The 16231-nt window shown below is 60.0% G+C and carries 17 protein-coding genes; 9 read left to right on the top strand and 8 right to left on the bottom strand.

All coding sequences use genetic code 11. The annotated features are described in order from the left end of the window. Positions 1–29: 29 nt before the first annotated feature. Both BLU71_RS01335 and BLU71_RS01340 read left to right on the top strand, forming a co-directional pair. The gene (locus BLU71_RS01335) at positions 30–311 is read left to right on the top strand and encodes a DUF1145 domain-containing protein (RefSeq protein ID WP_064364207.1); all 282 of its coding nucleotides are present in this window, start codon (positions 30–32) and stop codon (positions 309–311) included. Beyond that, positions 304–1062, top strand: a complete 759-nt coding sequence (locus tag BLU71_RS01340) for a collagen pro alpha-chain precursor (RefSeq protein ID WP_083352149.1) — start codon at positions 304–306, stop codon at positions 1060–1062. The genes BLU71_RS01335 and BLU71_RS01340 overlap by 8 nt, the downstream gene beginning before the upstream one ends. A gap of 340 nt (positions 1063–1402) precedes the next feature. Here BLU71_RS01340 and BLU71_RS01345 read toward each other — a convergent pair whose 3' ends face one another. Beyond that, positions 1403–1867, bottom strand: coding sequence for a CopD family protein (locus tag BLU71_RS01345; RefSeq protein WP_083352150.1), 465 nt, complete (start codon positions 1865–1867; stop codon positions 1403–1405). A 97-nt stretch (positions 1868–1964) separates the two neighbouring features. Here BLU71_RS01345 and dinG point away from each other — a divergent pair, with 97 nt between their 5' ends. The 6 genes from dinG to BLU71_RS01375 all read left to right on the top strand — a co-directional run bounded on the left by dinG (position 1965) and on the right by BLU71_RS01375 (position 10559). After that, positions 1965–4109 carry an ATP-dependent DNA helicase DinG gene (gene dinG, locus BLU71_RS01350; protein WP_024011911.1) on the top strand — a complete coding sequence of 715 codons (2145 nt, stop codon included), beginning with the start codon at positions 1965–1967 and terminating at the stop codon, positions 4107–4109. A 95-nt stretch (positions 4110–4204) separates the two neighbouring features. Beyond that, the gene (locus BLU71_RS01355; protein ID WP_083352151.1) at positions 4205–6673 is read left to right on the top strand and encodes a beta-galactosidase; all 2469 of its coding nucleotides are present in this window, start codon (positions 4205–4207) and stop codon (positions 6671–6673) included. A 210-nt stretch (positions 6674–6883) separates the two neighbouring features. Then, positions 6884–8029 (top strand): serine hydrolase domain-containing protein, encoded by a 1146-nt coding sequence (locus BLU71_RS01360; RefSeq protein ID WP_083352152.1) that lies wholly within the window; start codon positions 6884–6886, stop codon positions 8027–8029. A 113-nt stretch (positions 8030–8142) separates the two neighbouring features. Beyond that, a complete protein-coding gene (locus tag BLU71_RS01365) occupies positions 8143–9246 on the top strand; it encodes an OmpA family protein (RefSeq protein ID WP_083352153.1) in 1104 nt (367 codons plus the stop codon). Between the two features lie 24 nt (positions 9247–9270). Beyond that, positions 9271–9918 carry a pyridoxamine 5'-phosphate oxidase gene (gene pdxH, locus BLU71_RS01370; RefSeq protein WP_065615244.1) on the top strand — a complete coding sequence of 216 codons (648 nt, stop codon included), beginning with the start codon at positions 9271–9273 and terminating at the stop codon, positions 9916–9918. 176 nt (positions 9919–10094) lie between these two features. Continuing rightward, positions 10095–10559 carry a glycine zipper 2TM domain-containing protein gene (locus BLU71_RS01375; RefSeq protein ID WP_016771369.1) on the top strand — a complete coding sequence of 155 codons (465 nt, stop codon included), beginning with the start codon at positions 10095–10097 and terminating at the stop codon, positions 10557–10559. A gap of 72 nt (positions 10560–10631) precedes the next feature. On the opposite strand, the gene BLU71_RS01380 is transcribed toward BLU71_RS01375, so the two are convergent. The 7 genes from BLU71_RS01380 to BLU71_RS01410 form a co-directional block, all read right to left on the bottom strand. Next, complete coding sequence (locus tag BLU71_RS01380; protein ID WP_083352154.1) at positions 10632–10880, bottom strand: pyocin S6 family toxin immunity protein; 249 nt, start codon at positions 10878–10880, stop codon at positions 10632–10634. Positions 10881–10902: 22 nt separating this feature from the next. Continuing rightward, positions 10903–11148 carry a colicin E3-like toxin immunity protein gene (locus tag BLU71_RS01385; protein WP_083352155.1) on the bottom strand — a complete coding sequence of 82 codons (246 nt, stop codon included), beginning with the start codon at positions 11146–11148 and terminating at the stop codon, positions 10903–10905. Continuing rightward, entirely contained in the window at positions 11149–11400 is a 252-nt protein-coding gene (locus BLU71_RS01390; RefSeq protein WP_083352156.1) for a colicin E3-like toxin immunity protein, read from the bottom strand. It abuts the gene before it with no gap. A gap of 7 nt (positions 11401–11407) precedes the next feature. Continuing rightward, entirely contained in the window at positions 11408–12622 is a 1215-nt protein-coding gene (locus BLU71_RS01395; protein WP_083352157.1) for an S-type pyocin domain-containing protein, read from the bottom strand. Between the two features lie 117 nt (positions 12623–12739). Further along, positions 12740–13881 (bottom strand): IS3 family transposase gene (locus BLU71_RS01400; RefSeq protein WP_408980746.1). Its coding sequence is split into 2 segments (ribosomal slippage): positions 12740–13620 and positions 13620–13881, totalling 1143 coding nucleotides; the frame shifts between segments, so codons are not numbered across the junction. Positions 13882–14086: 205 nt separating this feature from the next. Then, a complete protein-coding gene (locus BLU71_RS01405) occupies positions 14087–14392 on the bottom strand; it encodes a PepSY domain-containing protein (protein WP_042607223.1) in 306 nt (101 codons plus the stop codon). Between the two features lie 155 nt (positions 14393–14547). Continuing rightward, positions 14548–15675: a glycerophosphodiester phosphodiesterase gene (locus tag BLU71_RS01410; protein WP_083352158.1), complete on the bottom strand. Its 1128-nt coding sequence runs from the start codon at positions 15673–15675 to the stop codon at positions 14548–14550. Positions 15676–15895: 220 nt separating this feature from the next. Between BLU71_RS01410 and BLU71_RS01415 the strand changes: the two genes are divergently transcribed. After that, positions 15896–16222: a DUF2025 family protein gene (locus BLU71_RS01415; RefSeq protein WP_065616759.1), complete on the top strand. Its 327-nt coding sequence runs from the start codon at positions 15896–15898 to the stop codon at positions 16220–16222. The last annotated feature ends 9 nt before the right edge of the window (positions 16223–16231 follow it).

Here is a 16231-nt window from a genome sequence, read left to right on the forward strand (position 1 = left end):
AAAGAATAATTCGCAACACGGGGGAGCGTATGAAGGTGTTCTGGGGGCTGGGGCGTTTGCTGACCCTGCTGTTCTGCTGCGTGGTACTGGCCAATCAACTGGTGCCGTTCGTCCATCCGCTGCATCTGCTGGTCAATCTGGCTGGCGCTCTGTTGTTGCTGATTCACGTACTCGAAGTGCTGCTGTGCAATGGCAGTCTCAAGGGGCGTCCGCATCCTTGGCGTGATCGTGGGCGCATTCTGTTGTTCGGCGTTTTCCATCTGCAAACCATCCCGGCCCCGGCCGCTCCGGAGGCTTCTTCCCATGCGTAAACTCTGCCTGCTCGCTGCATTCATCAGTCCACTGGCCTGCGCCCAGGTCGTCAACGTGCAAAGCAATTCGCTGATGCGCTTGCCCAACACCACCAGCACCCTGCAACTGGAGAAGCTGGAAGTTGCCGATTACGGCACTTTGCTGATCCCCTCCAACGTGACCGAATTGAACATCGATGAACTGCGCCTTGGCCATGAAGCGCGCATCGCCATCGTTCCGGCGGAACAGGCGCTGGAGCTGAAGGTCAAGCGCGCCGAGTTGAGCGACGGCAGCCAGATCACCGCGCGCGGCGCCCCCGGTACTTATGAAAAGGCTGCCCGGGCCGGGCGCAATCTGAACCTGCAATTTCAGGCCCTGAGCGCGCCGCAATTGACCGTCGATGCCCGTGGCGGCACCGGCGCACCGGGTTTCGTCGGCCTCGACGGCGGCAACGGTGAAGATCCGGGCTGCACCTATGGTTCGGCTGGCCACGGCGCCGATGGCAGTGACGGCAGCGATGGCCAGCCGGGCGCGCCGGGTGCGCTGGTGCGCCTTGCCGTGCCACGGGATTTCCCGGGCGAGCTGATCAAGGTCAACGTGGCTGGCGGTGCCGGCGGCCCGGCTGGTGTCGGTGGTAAAGCCGGGAAGGGCGGCAAGTCCAAGGGTTGCCTGGTGTACCGCGCCGATGGCGGCAAGAACGGCAAGGCCGGGGCTGATGGGCAGCCTGGGCCGACAGGGGCGGCGGGTGCCGTAACCGTGCAGCGTCTCTAAAGGCAAGCCCTCACCCCAGCCCTCTCCCAGAGGGAGAGGGAGCCGACCGAGGTGTCTGTCGCTATCCATCGACCTGAAAGACCAGGTCGATTATGGATTCAGCGAAAATCTTCCAAGTCGGCGTAACTCCTCAATATCCCCCAATCAGTCCCCTCTCCCGTAGGAAGAGGGGGCCGACCGAGGTGTCTGTCGCTATTCATCGACCTGAAAGACCAGGTCGATTATGGATTCAGCGAAAATCTTCCAAGTCGGCGTAACTCCTCAATATCCCCCAATCAGTCCCCTCTCCCTCTGGGAGAGGGCTAGGGTGAGGGGCTTTTGATCTTTGAGTCGCAGATTGTCAGAACATCGGCCGAGCCGCAGCCACCGCCACCAGCACCAACCCGACCAGCAGATTAAGGCCCACCACCCGCCGAATCCGCCCCAGCACCGCCGCACCCGCCGGCCAGTCCTTCACATCAACCGCCTTGCGCAGCTCCGGCAGCATCAACCCTTGAATGCGGATGAACAGCGCCGTCATCACCACATACAAACCGATCATCACCTGCACATACTTCGGTGCGGTCTCAAAGCCGACCTGCTGCAAGTGCAACATGCCTACGCCGCTGATCGGCAACAGAATCACCGCGACCCAGACCCAGCGGAAAAAACCTTGAAACACTTCCACCCACAGGGTCAGGCGAGCGGGGCCCTCGAGAGCCTTCACAGCCGCAGGGCGCAAGACCATCCAGGCGAAAAACATGCCGCCAACCCACACCAGAGCGGCGAGGACATGCAGGGGATAAACGAGGCTAAAAGGTGTCATTGGGTCACTCCGTTCTGCGCGGGATCGATTAGCGGGGTATGATAGCCGCCGAACCAAACTACTGAAAATTTATCCAGCGTTTTGCGCCCGACACTCAATGATCAGCACTGAACTCAAAACCACGATCCAGGGCGCCTATTCGCGTTTTCTAGAGGCCAAGAGCCTCAAGCCGCGTTATGGCCAGCGCCTGATGATCGCCGAAATCGCCAAGGTACTCGGCGATATCGACACCGACGATGAAGGCCGGCGCAGTGGCGACCCCGCGATTGTCGCGGTGGAAGCCGGCACCGGTACCGGCAAGACGGTGGCCTACAGCCTGGCGGCGATCCCCACGGCGAAACTGGCTGGCAAGCGTCTGGTGATTGCCACCGCGACCGTCGCCCTGCAAGAGCAGATCGTCTACAAGGATTTGCCCGACCTGATGCGCAACAGCGGGCTGAATTTCAGTTTCGCCCTGGCCAAGGGCCGTGGCCGCTACATGTGCCTGTCCAAACTCGACATGCTGCTGCAGGAAGGCCACGCGCAGACCGCCACCGCGCAGCTGTTCGAGGAAGAAGGCTTCAAGATCGAAGTCGACGAGGCCAGCCAGAAGCTGTTCACCAGCATGATTGAAAAGCTCGCCGGCAATAAGTGGGACGGCGACCGTGACAGCTGGCCGAACGCGCTGGAAGACGCCGACTGGGCGCGCCTGACCACCGATCACAGCCAGTGCACCAACCGGCATTGCCCGAACTTCGGCCAGTGCGCGTTCTACAAGGCCCGCGAAGGCATGGGCAAGGTCGACGTGATCGTCACCAACCACGACATGGTCCTGGCTGACCTGGCTCTGGGCGGCGGCGCCGTGCTGCCGGATCCGCGCGACACCATTTACGTGTTCGACGAAGGCCACCACCTGCCGGACAAGGCCATCGGCCACTTCGCCCATTACACGCGCCTGCGCTCCACCGCCGACTGGCTGGAAACCACCGCCAAGAACCTCACCAAACTGCTTGCCCAGCACCCGTTGCCGGGCGATCTCGGCAAGCTCATCGAGCAGGTGCCGGAGCTGGCGCGGGAGATCAAGACCCAGCAGCAGTTCATGTTCACCGCGTGCGAGCAGATCGCCGATTTCAAACCCGGCGAAGACGTCGAAGGCCGAGAGCGCCCGCGTCACCGCTTCGTCGGCGGGGTGATTCCCGAGGACATGCGCGAGATGGGCATCGAGCTGAAAAAAGGCTATTCGCGCCTCAACGACCTGTTCCAGCGTCTGACCGATCTGCTCAAGGAAGGCATGGATGGCGAGGTCAATATCGGCATTGCCAGCAATCAGGCCGAAGAGTGGTATCCGCTGTTCGGCAGCCTGTTGTCCCGTGCTTCCGGCAATTGGGAGCTGTGGACCGCGTTCACCGCCGAAGACCCGGAAGACAGCCCGCCCATGGCGCGCTGGCTGACCCTGGCCGAAAGCGGCTCGCTGTTCGACATCGAGGTCAACGCCAGTCCGATTCTGGCGGCGGAAACCTTGCGGCGCAGTTTGTGGAACGTCGCTTACGGCTGTCTGGTGACCTCGGCGACGCTGACGGCGCTGGGCACTTTCGATCGTTTCCGCATGCGCGCCGGCCTGCCGAAAAAAGCCGTTACGGCGGTGGTGCCGAGCCCGTTCCATCATGCCGATGCCGGCGTGTTGCGCGTGCCGGATCTCAAGGCCGATCCCCGCGACGCCGCCGCCCATACCGCGGCGATCATTCGCGAACTGCCGGATCTGGTCGAAGGTTCGCGCGGCACCCTCGTGCTGTTCTCCTCGCGCAAGCAGATGCAGGACGTCTTTGACGGCCTCGACCGCGACTGGCGCAAACAAGTGTTCATTCAGGGCAACCTGTCGAAACAGGAAACCCTCAACAAGCACAAGGCGCGGGTCGATGGCGGTGATTCCAGCGTGCTGTTCGGGCTGGCCAGTTTCGCCGAGGGTGTCGATTTGCCGGGGGCTTATTGCGAGCACGTGGTGATCGCCAAGATTCCGTTCTCGGTGCCCGATGATCCGGTCGAGGCTGCGTTGTCGGAGTGGATCGAAGCGCGCGGCGGCAATCCGTTCATGGAAATCTCCGTGCCCGATGCCTCGCTGAAACTGGTTCAGGCCTGTGGCCGTCTGCTGCGTACCGAAGAAGATCGCGGCACCATCACCTTGCTCGACCGGCGTCTGGTCACCCAGCGCTACGGCAAGGCGATCCTCAATGCGTTGCCGCCTTTCCGTCGTGAAATATCCTGAGACACGGGTGGGCCGATTGGCCCGCCGCGTTGTCTATCTCTCTGCCAGCACTTTTCCACTGGCCTTGACTGGTCGTTAGGGAGAACTCCGTTCTTATGATCCGCCGTTCGTTGCCCGCTGTTTTCGCCTTGATCTTTGCCGCGCCGTTGCTGGCCGCGCCCGCTGGTCAGCAGACGCTGTTCAACTTCGTGCGCCCGGCCGACGTGGTCAAGGTCGCCACGGAAAACGCCGACCTGCCGCAGGCCAATGCCGAACAGACTGCGGAAGGCGAAGTGCTGCGTCGGGTGACATTCAACCCGGTCGCCCGGCCGACCTTGCGCCTGACACCGCAGACCGGCGCCTGGGACTGGTCGCAGTCCGGGATGATGACCCTGCGCCTGCAGAGTGCGATGAACTGGGCGGTGACGGTTTATGTGCAGATCCAGAGCAACGATGGCCGGACTTTGCTCAGCCGCGTCGATCTGCCGGCCGGCCCCGCGCAAACCTTGCTGGTGCCGTTGGTGGCTTCGACGCCGCTGAGTCAGGGCATGAAAGCCGGGCCGCCGATGCCGATGACCGTTGACGGCCAGCGCATCCTGCTGGCCAGCAGCACGGGCGAGATCGACCGCAGCCAGGTGGTGTCGGTGAGCCTGTCGATGGATCAGCCGAAAGTTGCGCAGAGCCTGTTGCTCGAGCGTTTCGGCGTGCAGGACGGCGAGTCGGTGACGCAGGCGGTGTACGGCAATCTGCTCGATGCTTACGGGCAGTCGACCCGCAGCAAATGGCCGGAGAAAGTCAGCAGCGACGAGCAGCTGAAAAGCGCCGCCAGCAAAGAACAGCAACAACTGAACAGTTGGCTGGCCGAGCGCGAAAAGTCCTCGCTGGACAAATTCGGCGGCTGGAACAAGGGCCCGGCGTTCAAGTCCAGCGGTTTCTTCCGCACGGAAAAACACGACGGCCGCTGGTATCTGGTGACCCCTGAAGGCCATCCGTTCTACTCGCTTGGCGTCAACACCGTCAGCCCGCAAGTCAACCAGACCTACGTAGCGGGTCGCGAATACATGTTCGAATCACTGCCGAAGAACGGCGACCCGCTGGCTGCGCATTTCGGCGAGGGCGACAACCGTGGCGGTAACGGCGTCGATCAGGGGCGTGGCTACGGCAACGGCCGCTGGTACGACTTCTATGGCGCCAATCTGCAACGCCTGTACGGCGAACCGTGTCAACCGGACAGCGACAACAAGGCCGGGATCGCCGAAGCGGCGAAGGCAGGCGCGGCTGAGGCCAGTTCGGTGCAGGCGGCTGAGTCTGTGGCGGCGCCTGCCGAGCCGAAGTCAGGTATCGCCGAAGCGGCGCAGACCGACGCGGTGCAAACGTCCAGCGCGCAAGCCGCTCCGTGTACAGCCACGATTGATGAGGAACGCTGGGCTCGCCATACCCTCGACCGCCTGCAAGCCTGGGGTTTCAATACGGTTGGCAACTGGAGCGCGCCGTCCTTGGCGGACGCTGAGCGCGTGCCGTACACCTTGCCGCTGTCGATCGTCGGCGATTACGCCAGCATCAGCACCGGTAGCGACTGGTGGGGCGGCATGCCGGACCCGTTCGATCCGCGTTTCGCCATGGCCACCGAGCGCGCCGTGGCCATTGCCGCACGCGATCACCGCGACGATCCGTGGCTGATCGGTTATTACGCCGACAATGAGCTGGCTTGGGCCGGCGCCGGTGACGATCCGAAGGCTCGCTACGCGCTGGCTTACGGCACCTTGAAAATGACCACGGACGTGCCGGCCAAACGCGCCTTTCTCAAGCAATTGCGCGACAAGTACCGCAATCAGGCCGGACTGTCCAAGGCGTGGGGCATCGAGCTGCCGGCGTGGGAGTTGATGGAAGACCCGGGCTTCGTGCCGCCGCTGCCCAATCCTGAGCATCCGGAGATCGAAGCGGACTTCAAATACTTCCAGAAGGTCTTCGCCGACACCTATTTCAAGACCATCTCCGATTCGCTGAAATGGCACGCGCCGAACCAGATGCTGCTGGGCGGTCGCTTCGCTATCAGCACGCCTGAGGCCGTTGCGTCCTGCGCGCAGTATTGCGATGTGTTGAGCTTCAACATGTACACGCTCAAGCCGCAGGACGGTTACGACTTCGCCGCGCTGGCAGCGCTGGACAAACCGGTGCTGATCACCGAATTCAACTTCGGCTCGGCTGACCGCGGCCCGTTCTGGGGCGGCGTGACGCAATTGGCCAAGGAAGAGGATCGCGGCCCGGCCTATGCCAACTTCCTCAAACAGGCGCTGAGCGAGCCGTCGATTGTCGGCGTGCACTGGTTCCAGTATCTCGACCAACCGGTGACTGGCCGGTTGCTCGACGGCGAGAATGGCCATTTCGGACTGGTCGGCGTCACCGATCTGCCGTATCAGGGATTTGTCGAGGCAGTGCGCAAAAGCAATCTGCAAGCGCTGGAGCAGTTGGGCAAGGTGGCGCAGAAAACGCCGGATACCGAGGCTGAAGGCGGGCGCAAGGCCGAGGCTGGCAAAGCGCCGGGGGCTGCGCAAGCGGGCGGGCATTCGGGGAATGGTCACTAGGTTTCAGACCGCGTTATCGTTCTTCGCGAGCAGGCTCGCTCCCACAGGGGATCTCCGCTGCTGTTGAGATCCAGTGTGGGAGCGAGCCTGCTCGCGAAGGGATCAACACAAATTGCCGATCAACCGTCTGGCCCGCGCCTGTTCCCAAATCCCTCAAGGGCTGGAACAATGCGGACCACTTTGTAGAGCGTTTTCGCGGGGGAGTTGCGGGTGCAGATTCAGGGACATTACGAGCTTCAATTCGAAGCGGTGCGCGAGGCTTTCGCCGCACTCTTCGACGATCCCCAGGAACGCGGCGCAGCCCTGTGCATCAAGGTCGGTGGAGAAACCGTCCTCGACCTCTGGTCTGGTACCGCCGACAAGGATGGCACCGAAGCCTGGCACAGCGACACCATCGCCAATCTGTTCTCCTGCACCAAGACCTTCACCGCCGTCACCGCGCTGCAACTGGTCGCCGAAGGCAAGTTGCAACTCGATGCCCCGGTTGCCCGCTACTGGCCGGAATTCGCCGCCGCTGGCAAAGAATCGGTGACCCTGCGCCAATTGCTCTGCCATCAGGCCGGCCTGCCGGCGCTGCGCGAATTGCTCGCCCCTGAAGCCCTGTACGACTGGCAAACCATGGTCGACGCCCTTGCGGCCGAAGCGCCGTGGTGGACGCCGGGCACCGGTCACGGTTATGCCGCGATCACCTACGGTTGGCTGGTCGGCGAATTGCTGCGCCGCGCCGACGGGCGTGGGCCGGGCGAGTCGATCATCGCTCGGGTTGCCAAGCCGTTGGGGCTGGATTTCCATGTGGGCCTGGCCGACGAAGAGTTTCATCGCGTGGCGCACATCGCCCGTGGCAAGGGCAATGCCGGCGACGCCGCGGCGCAGCGCCTGCTGCAAGTGACCATGCGCGAACCGACTGCCATGACTACCCGCGCCTTCACCAATCCGCCGTCGGTGCTGACCAGCACCAACAAACCGGAATGGCGCCGCATGCAGCAGCCTGCGGCCAACGGCCACGGCAATGCGCGCAGCCTCGCCGGGTTTTACGCCGGCCTGCTCGACGGCAGTCTGCTCGAAAGCGAGATGCTTGAAGAGCTGACCCGCGAGCACAGCCTCGGCGACGACAAAACCTTGCTCACCCGCACCCGTTTCGGCCTCGGCTGCATGCTCGATCAGCCGGACGTGGCCAACGCCACCTACGGCCTCGGCCCGCGCGCGTTCGGCCATCCGGGGGCGGGCGGCTCGATCGGTTTTGCTGATCCCGAGCGCGATGTCGCCTTCGGTTTCGTGACCAATACTTTGGGGCCTTACGTTTTGATGGATCCGCGCGCGCAAAAGCTGGCGCGGGTGCTTGCCACTTGTCTGTAAAGCTTCAACTGAGGTTCCAGGATCGGAACCTCGAAGGGATTTTCGTTTCAAAACGGCTGTTTATCCGGGCGAAAGTGCTCTGATTTTTCATTACTTCATTTTGTGGATTTTCAATGTCATCTAAAAAGACCCTCGCCCTGGCCCTGTGTGTAGCGATCACCGGTTGCGCACAGAACCCGAAAAACGACGCGGACGGCGGCAGCTGGTGGCCGTTCGGTTCTTCCGACAAAGTCGCGGCCAAAGATCCGGCTCCGGCCCCCGCTCCGTTGAAACCGGCGGCGACCGCACCAGTGGCCAAAGCCGAGAGCAGCAACCCGTGGTACTGGCCGTTCGGTTCCAGCGATGAAGCGGTAAAAGCTGATCTGAAAGCCGAGGTCAAACCTGAAGCCAAACCGGTCGAGGTGGCCAAAGCCGAGGCCGAGTCCAATGGCAAATGGTGGTGGCCGTTCGGCGGTAAGGATCAGCCAACCGCCAAAGCCGTGCCGATGCCGGATCCGAAGGTGACTCAAGCCTGGCTCGACGACTACGAACCGCGTCTGCGTGAAGCGGTGAAGGACAGCAACCTGCAACTCGAACGTCGCGACAACGTGCTGGTAGTGACGGCGCCGGTAGAAGGCTCGTTCAACCCGGACCGTCCGGCGATGCTGCTGCCGGTCACCCTCGGCCCGTTCACTCGCGTGGCGAAGATCCTTGAAGCCGACCCGAAAACGGCGGTGCTGGTGCTCGGTCACAGCGACACCAGCGGCGCTGCGCCGGCCAACATCAAGCTGAGCCAGGAACGTGCGCAATCGGTGGCAGCGATCTTCCGTCTCAGCGGCTTGCAGCGTGACCGCCTGATGCTGCGCGGCATGGGTCCGGAAGCGCCGCGTGCGGCCAATGACAGCGTTGAAGGCCGTGCCTTGAACCGTCGTGTAGAGCTGCTGGTCACCCCGCAAAACACCATGGTGGCACTGCTGAGCAAATACAACATGCCAGCGCCGAAGCCTGTGACGATGGTCGCCGCGCAAGACGTCAAGCCAGTGGCCAAACCAGCCACCCCAGCGCCTGCGGCGAAGAAAGCTGCTGTGCCGGCGACGAAAAAGGCGCCAGCCAAGAAAGCTGCCGCCAAGGCTCCAGCGAAAAAGGCTCCGGCCAAAGCTGCGGCGAAAAAGACTGCGCCAGCCAAAGCCGCCGCGACCGACAAGAAAGTCGCCGCAGCCGACGCCGCGAAGAAGTGATCCGCTAACGAAAAGGAATCCGCCATGACCCAGGCTCTGGCCGATATGCGTCGCGATTACACCCGTGACGGTTTGACCGAGGCGCAAGCCCCGGCCGAGCCGTTTGCGTTGTTTCATCAGTGGTTCGCCGATGCGGTGAAAACCGAGCAGGCGCCGGTGGAAGCCAATGCCATGACCCTGGCTACGGTCGATGCCGGCGGTCGTCCGCATTGCCGCGTTCTGTTGCTCAAGGGCCTGGACGAGCAGGGCTTCACCTTCTTCACCAACTACGACAGCGCCAAGGGCCAGCATCTGGCAGCCAACCCGTTTGCCGCCATGACGTTCTTCTGGCCAACCCTGGAGCGCCAGGTGCGCATCGAAGGGCGGGTGGTGAAGGTCACGCCGCAAGAGTCCGATGCCTATTATCAGGTGCGTCCATTGGGCAGCCGCCTGGGCGCCTGGGCATCACCGCAGAGCCGCGTCATCAACGGTCGTGGCGAGCTGGAAGATTTGCTCAAGGCCACCGAGCAGCGCTTCAGCGACAGTCAGCCGCACTGCCCGGAACACTGGGGCGGTTACCGTTTGTTGCCCGAGCGCATCGAGTTCTGGCAGGGCCGTTCGAGCCGCCTGCATGATCGCCTCAACTACCGGCTGCAGGGCGCCGAGTGGATTCTTGAACGTCTGGCACCCTGAGCAGTCTACCGAGCGGGATGAAGGGCGATGGCGGATCGGTGATTTCACGCTACTTTAAGTGAACGCTCGCGGCATCTGTACCCAGCCTGAATGGAAGCCAATTTTATCCGGAGGGTGTCGTGACAGACGCCAGGCCACGGAGTTTAATGAACACATGTTCTTTTGGAGTTGATGCTATGCGTAAGTCTGTTCTGCTGGTTGCTTCCTTTTCCACGATGGCGATGTTGCTGACCGGCTGCCAATCGAGCCTCACTGGCGACTCCTACTCCCGTGACGAAGCGCGTCGTGTGCAGACGATTCGCATGGGCACCATCGAATCCCTGCGACCGGTGAAAATCGAAGGCACCAAAACCCCGATCGGCGGCGCAGCAGGCGCAGTGGTCGGCGGCGTCGGCGGCAGCGCCATCGGCGGCGGCAAGGGCAGCATCGTTGCTGCGGTCATTGGCGCAGTGGCGGGCGGCCTGCTGGGCTCCGCCACCGAAGAAGGCCTGACCCGCACCCAGGGCGTGGAAATTACCGTCCGCGAAGACGACGGCAGCATGCGCGCCTATGTGCAGCAAGTTCAGGAGAATGAAGTGTTCCGCGTTGGCGAGCGGGTAAGGATTTCCACCGTTGGCGGGACCAGCCGCGTTTCGCACTAAGCGGGAAGCCGAGTAAAGAAAACCCCGATCAGGTGACTGGTCGGGGTTTTTCTTTGCTTGTGAGTGGGTCAGTCAGTATTTGACGCAGGTCCCCATGAAGTATTCGAGGCCCTTTGGGAAACTGACGCTGAGCAGATTTTCCAGTGCGGTTACCTGATCCTGAGTCAACAACTCGCCGGGTTCCACCTCACCCAAGGGCTTGGATTCAATGAGCTGGGCGACTCTTTCATTCATCTCGCTGCCTGTGATATCCAGCTCGAACTGCAAGGAGTCATCTTGAACTTCGTCAGGGAAAAAACCGGTAATTAAAAGAAAGTGCATGGAGCTAATACTTCCGGGGCTGTTAGCCGTAGTCAAACGAAATTTGATAGTCGTGAACTCTCAAATCGATTTGATGTTGAAAATACGGCTGAATGGTGGCGAGCCAATTTTGAGCGACGTTGAAACTGCCATTGTTGATGTTGTCCGCGGCGGGAATCCCCAAGGCGTTTAACACTGACTCGTCATCACCCAGGTCTTTTGACGACTCTTCCCCCTGAAACTCCAAGGTTGCTGTGTCGTACCATTCCAATCTCAGTTCCAGTCCCATCTACCATTCATCCCGGTAAACGAACGATACCTGATAGTCGTAAGAAGAAAATTGAATGGAATGCTGGAAGTATGGCTGGAGAGTCTTGATCCAATCGGCTTTCACATCAAATCCGCCGTTATTGAAGCTTTTCGACGGTAGGCCTAATGCTTCCATTAATGAGCCGTCCTCGCCAAGGTCTTTCGACAGTTCCTCCCCTTCACCCAGTTCGGTTTGCTGGTCGTACCATTCGAGTCTGGCTTTAAGTCCCATGTAATCCTCATAAATATTTTTTGATACTACGGTTCTTTTTGGGTGGATCTATCTGTTCACCAGTTCTGTGGTCGTAAGAGCCTAAATGGCTACCATCGCTTGCGCGGTAGGCTTCAAGCTCGCCATGTAGATAGTCCCATTCATAGATTATTCGGCCTTTTGCGTTGATCCAGCGATCCCTAAGCCCGCCGTTGAACGGTGTTTTCTTCTTTGCTCTTCTTAAATCAGGAAAGGCCGTGATATCTGACGTTTCCGGCGCTGGGTGATAGGTATGTCCGGCCTCGGCGGTGCCTTTCGCAGTACTGACAACAATGTAGATCGGTTCTACACCCGAATCTGCCGGAAACACCAAAATAGAATCCCGATACTCCGGCGGATAAACCGGATTCACCAGTATCCCGTCCGCCGCTTTCGTCGGCGGATACACCCAGATATGCGGTGCCTGCGGGGCAGCCTCCAGCGCCGGAATGCCGAGGATGTCCGAGCCATCCACCGCCGGTGTCCAGAGCAGTTCGACGCCTTCACCCAGATCGGCAACGAACCGGTCGCCGCGTGCAGTGAACTGCACGACATCGACCATTTCCCAATCGCGGTTCTTGCCGGTGTAGAAACCGTAACCCTTGAGGCTGCCATCGGCCTGTTGCTCGACGCGCAGGCGTACGCGTGTTCTGGCTTGTTTGAGTGTGCTCAGTTGCTCATCGGTGTACAGCGCGCTGTCGCCCAGGCTTGACGGGATCAGCAGCGCAACCAGCCCGACCAAGGGTGCAGCCACCGCACTGGAGACTAGCGCCGGCAGCGCTTCAAAAGCCGAGCCTGCCAAGGCCAGACTGCCAAACCCGATCGGGATCGCGTTGGCGCTGATTTTCTTGAGTGGAATGCCGCCGCTTGCGTCGGCTTCGCGAGCGCCGAGCAGGATCAGCTCGCCGTAATCCTTCAGGCTGTCGGTCGGGACCATGCCGGAAGGATTGCTGTAATCGATGATCGCATCCGGCAACTTGCACGACTTGGCGAATACGCACCCGGCACGCACAGCTTCAGGTTTTTTCGCCGCCACTTCCCGGCTGCGCTCGAAAGCCTCCTGCCGCGCCAGCATCGCATCGTAGGCATTTTGCCCGGCTTCGCGCTCGGCCAGTTCAGCCGCCGTCATATAGCGCCAGGTAACGTGATGTCCGTCGCCCTCCGGTGGGTTTTGCACCCGGGGAATGTCCTTGTACCGCGCCACTGATCGTCCCTTCGTTCACCATCGACAGCCCCTCGAAAGGAGTTGCACGACGTTATCGAAGCGGGGTCTGTTCTGGTCAAACGATACTGGACACGGTTATAGGGTTTAGGTCATTTCTCATGCTGCCAAGGCTTCCATTGCTACCGGAGTCCGATATCCGTTGTGACTGTGCAGCCTGATCCGATTGTAATAATGGGTCAGGTAGCGCAACACATCGGTACTAGCCTCATCTTCGTTTCGGTAGCCAGCCTTGGGTATCCATTCAGATTTCAAACTGCCAAAGAAACGCTCCATCGGGGCGTTATCCCAGCAGTTTCCTCGTCGACTCATGCTTTGTTTTATGCGCATGTCCGCCAGCATTTCACGAAATACTTTACTGCTGTAATGACAGCCCTGATCCGAATGGAACATTAGGTTTTCAGGGCGTCCTCGCGACTCGAAAGCCATCTTTAACGCTCGACAGGTCAGAGCTGAATCCGGGCTTCTGGACATCGCCCAGCCGACGATACGCCGGGCATGCAGATCAAGTACAGCAGCCAGATAAACCCAGTAAGTACCGGCCCAAATGTAAGTCACGTCGCCACACCACACTCGATTGGGGATCTCGACATTGAATTTACGCTCCAAATGATTGGGGGCGTATTGCGCCTCCGCACCGCTGGGTTTGTAACGATGCCTGCGCCGTTGCTGACTCTTCAACCCGAGCTCGCGCATCAGGCTACGAGCCATGTAACGACCCACCGACTCTTTTTCGTTACATAGCGCCTTTGACAGGCTGCGCGCGCCCATTGAGCCGCGACTTTGCTCATGTAATTCAGCAGCTTTGATCTTTAGGCGATTGCGCCCGTCATCTACTTTCGCCCGCTGTTTCAGACGCTCGTAATAACTGCTGCGGTTGATTCCAAATACAACGCACAACTCGGATCTTGAATATTGCTCGCTTAACTCCTCGACCAGCCTTACCGATCGAGGGAATCCGACATCAAGAGAGCTGTAGCCTTTTTTAAAATTTCCTTCTCGCGCTCAATCCGTCGAATTGTTGCTTCCAGTTCCTGGATGCGTTGTTGGTCAACGGTCATGGCCTTGGACTTCTCAGGCGTCTTGCCGCTGCGCTCCGCACGCAGTTGCTCAACCCAGCGACGCAGAGCTGTAGGGCCCACGCCCATTGCTTCGCAGGCTTCACTCACCGAATAGTCTTTATCCAAAACCAGGCAAGCCGCATCCCGTTTGAAATCTGTCGAAAAATATCGTCTGGTCAAATCACACCTCGTCTATGGGCGTAGATTACCGCCCTTTAGGGGTGTCCAGAATCATTAAGCCAGATCACTTTCCCCCTCGCCCCCTTGGGGGAGAGGGCTGGGGTGAGGGGGTAAAGTTTTCACTGGCAACTTATCAACAAAGCCAAACGCAAATCATAAAAAAACCGCACGATCTTAAATCGTGCGGCTCTTTAACAACGGTCTATCAAGTATCTTGCTTGTCGCTCAGCACTTTACCGGTGGTGGCATCAAAGTCCACGTCGAATTCTTTGCCGTCAGCAGTTTTAAGTTCGACTTCGTACTCGTAACCGTTGAAGTGGTTATCCAGGTCGGTGTCGGTAATCGTTGCGCCCGGGTGCAGTTTCAGGGCTGCTTCGTTCATCGATTCCAGCGACTTGATCTTGCCGTCCTTGACCAGTTGCGGGATCTGGTCGATACGCACGTCAGCCTGAGCCAGGCCAGCGGTAAGAGTCAGGGCAGCGGCGGTAAACAGGGCAGTCAAAGTTTTCATCGGTTCATTCCTTGGCAGTGCGTTGAAGTGGTTGATCTGTGTAAGTGGGTTCAGATTAACCAGCGCAACTTAACTCACCCTTAAATCTGCGCATCGCGAGAAAACCGCTCTTGTGGGAGCGAGCCTGCTCGCGAAGCAGACGACTCGATAACTAATCAGAAACCGTTCTTCTTCAAAACTTCATCAATGCTGCCAACCGCCGGACGCTTATAAAACTTCAACAGCTCACTGGCGCGGTTGGTAAAGATGCCATCGACACCCGCCGCCATGACTTTCTCGTAGTCCACCGGCTCATCGACGGTATAAACGTGCACCAGCATGCCCTGGTCGTGGGTGTACTGGTTCATCCACGGTTGCACCAGATCGGAATAGCTCTGGTCACCGCCATGCGTCAGCTTCGCCGAAGGGCCGGTGCCGATCGCGCCCTGGGCCTTGGCGTAGTCGACCCATTGCTTGAATTCAGCTTCGGATTTTGGCTCCTGCTTGCCGTAGAAAACGTTTTTGTCCTTCTCACCGGACGCGGCAAACGTCACGGCGGATTTCGGCTCGATGCTGCCTTCGCCGACCCACAACAGCAGGATCTTCGGCACTTGCGGCATTTCCTTTTCCAGCAGTTGCAGGCTGTTTTTGTCGAAGGTTTGCAGGATCACCTTGCCTTTACCCTGACCGACGCCCAGTGCACTTTTCGCCAGTTTCGAACCGGCCGGACTGAGCCAGCCGCGATCCTGCAGTTTTTCCTTCAGGTCATGTTCGATGCCGGGAAACAGCTGTGGCTCTTTGGTTTCGATGTACAGGCCCGGCTTGTGTTGCGGGTTGGCGCGGGCGATGTCGATGATTTCGTCAAGAGTGAGGATTTTCAGCCCGGCGTAAGAGGGGCGCGCGCGATCCGGGTACTTGGTGTTGAACCAACTGCCGGCGTCGAGGGTTTTCAGTTCGGCCATGGTGAACGCGGTGGCCGGGCTGTCCTTGCGCTCGGGGAATTTGCTGGCGACGTCGGTGGTGCGTTGCAGATTGTCGTCGTGCAGGGCGAAGAGCACGCCGTCCTTGCTGCGTTGCAAGTCCATTTCCAGGTAATCGGCGCCGAGGTCGCGGGCCAGTTTGTAGGCCGCTGCGGTGGATTCCGGGGCATCGAACGACGCGCCACGGTGGGCGATCACCGCCGGATGCGGAATGCCATGGGCGGCAGCAATTGCCTTGGGCTCAGGATGGCTGTCGGCGTGCGCCTGACCGAGGCCGAACAACAGACTCAGCACCAGGGCGCTTCGGGTAAAAGTGGCAGGCATGGTCGAGTTCCTTTCGCAGGTTTTTTTCGAGACGTACCTTTTAACAATTGAAGCGCCGCAGGGCTATCGCCAGACCGACATAAAGCGAGCAAAACGGAAATTTCCTGCACTTTTGTGGCGCTGTTTGCAGTACGCTTGCCCACGGCAGACGCCCCGGCAGAGGGCGCGCCGCTGTGTTGCCCTGCGTGTAAACCATCGATCATCTTTCGTGAGGTTTACCATGCGCATCACCTCCCAACTCATCTGCCAGGCCGCCGACAATCTCAAAGGCTTCGTCGGCCTCAACCGCAAGACCGGCCAATACCTCGTACGCTTCAGCGAAGATTCGTTCGGCATGGACGTGGCCGATGACGGCATCATTCCGACCAGTGAGTTCGTCTGGGCACCGCTATCGGACACCACCATGACGCTCAAGCGCGAACTGATTCAGTTGCTGCTTGATCAACACATCGACGAGCGCATCAACATCAGCGAACCGTTGCGGGTCTACATGAGCAAGGTCGAAGTACCGGAGATTGTTGCAGTGCGAAGTCTGGTGCGCAGCTGAGGTTTGTAG

Source organism: Pseudomonas moraviensis (assembly GCF_900105805.1).
GTDB lineage: Bacteria > Pseudomonadota > Gammaproteobacteria > Pseudomonadales > Pseudomonadaceae > Aquipseudomonas > Aquipseudomonas moraviensis_A.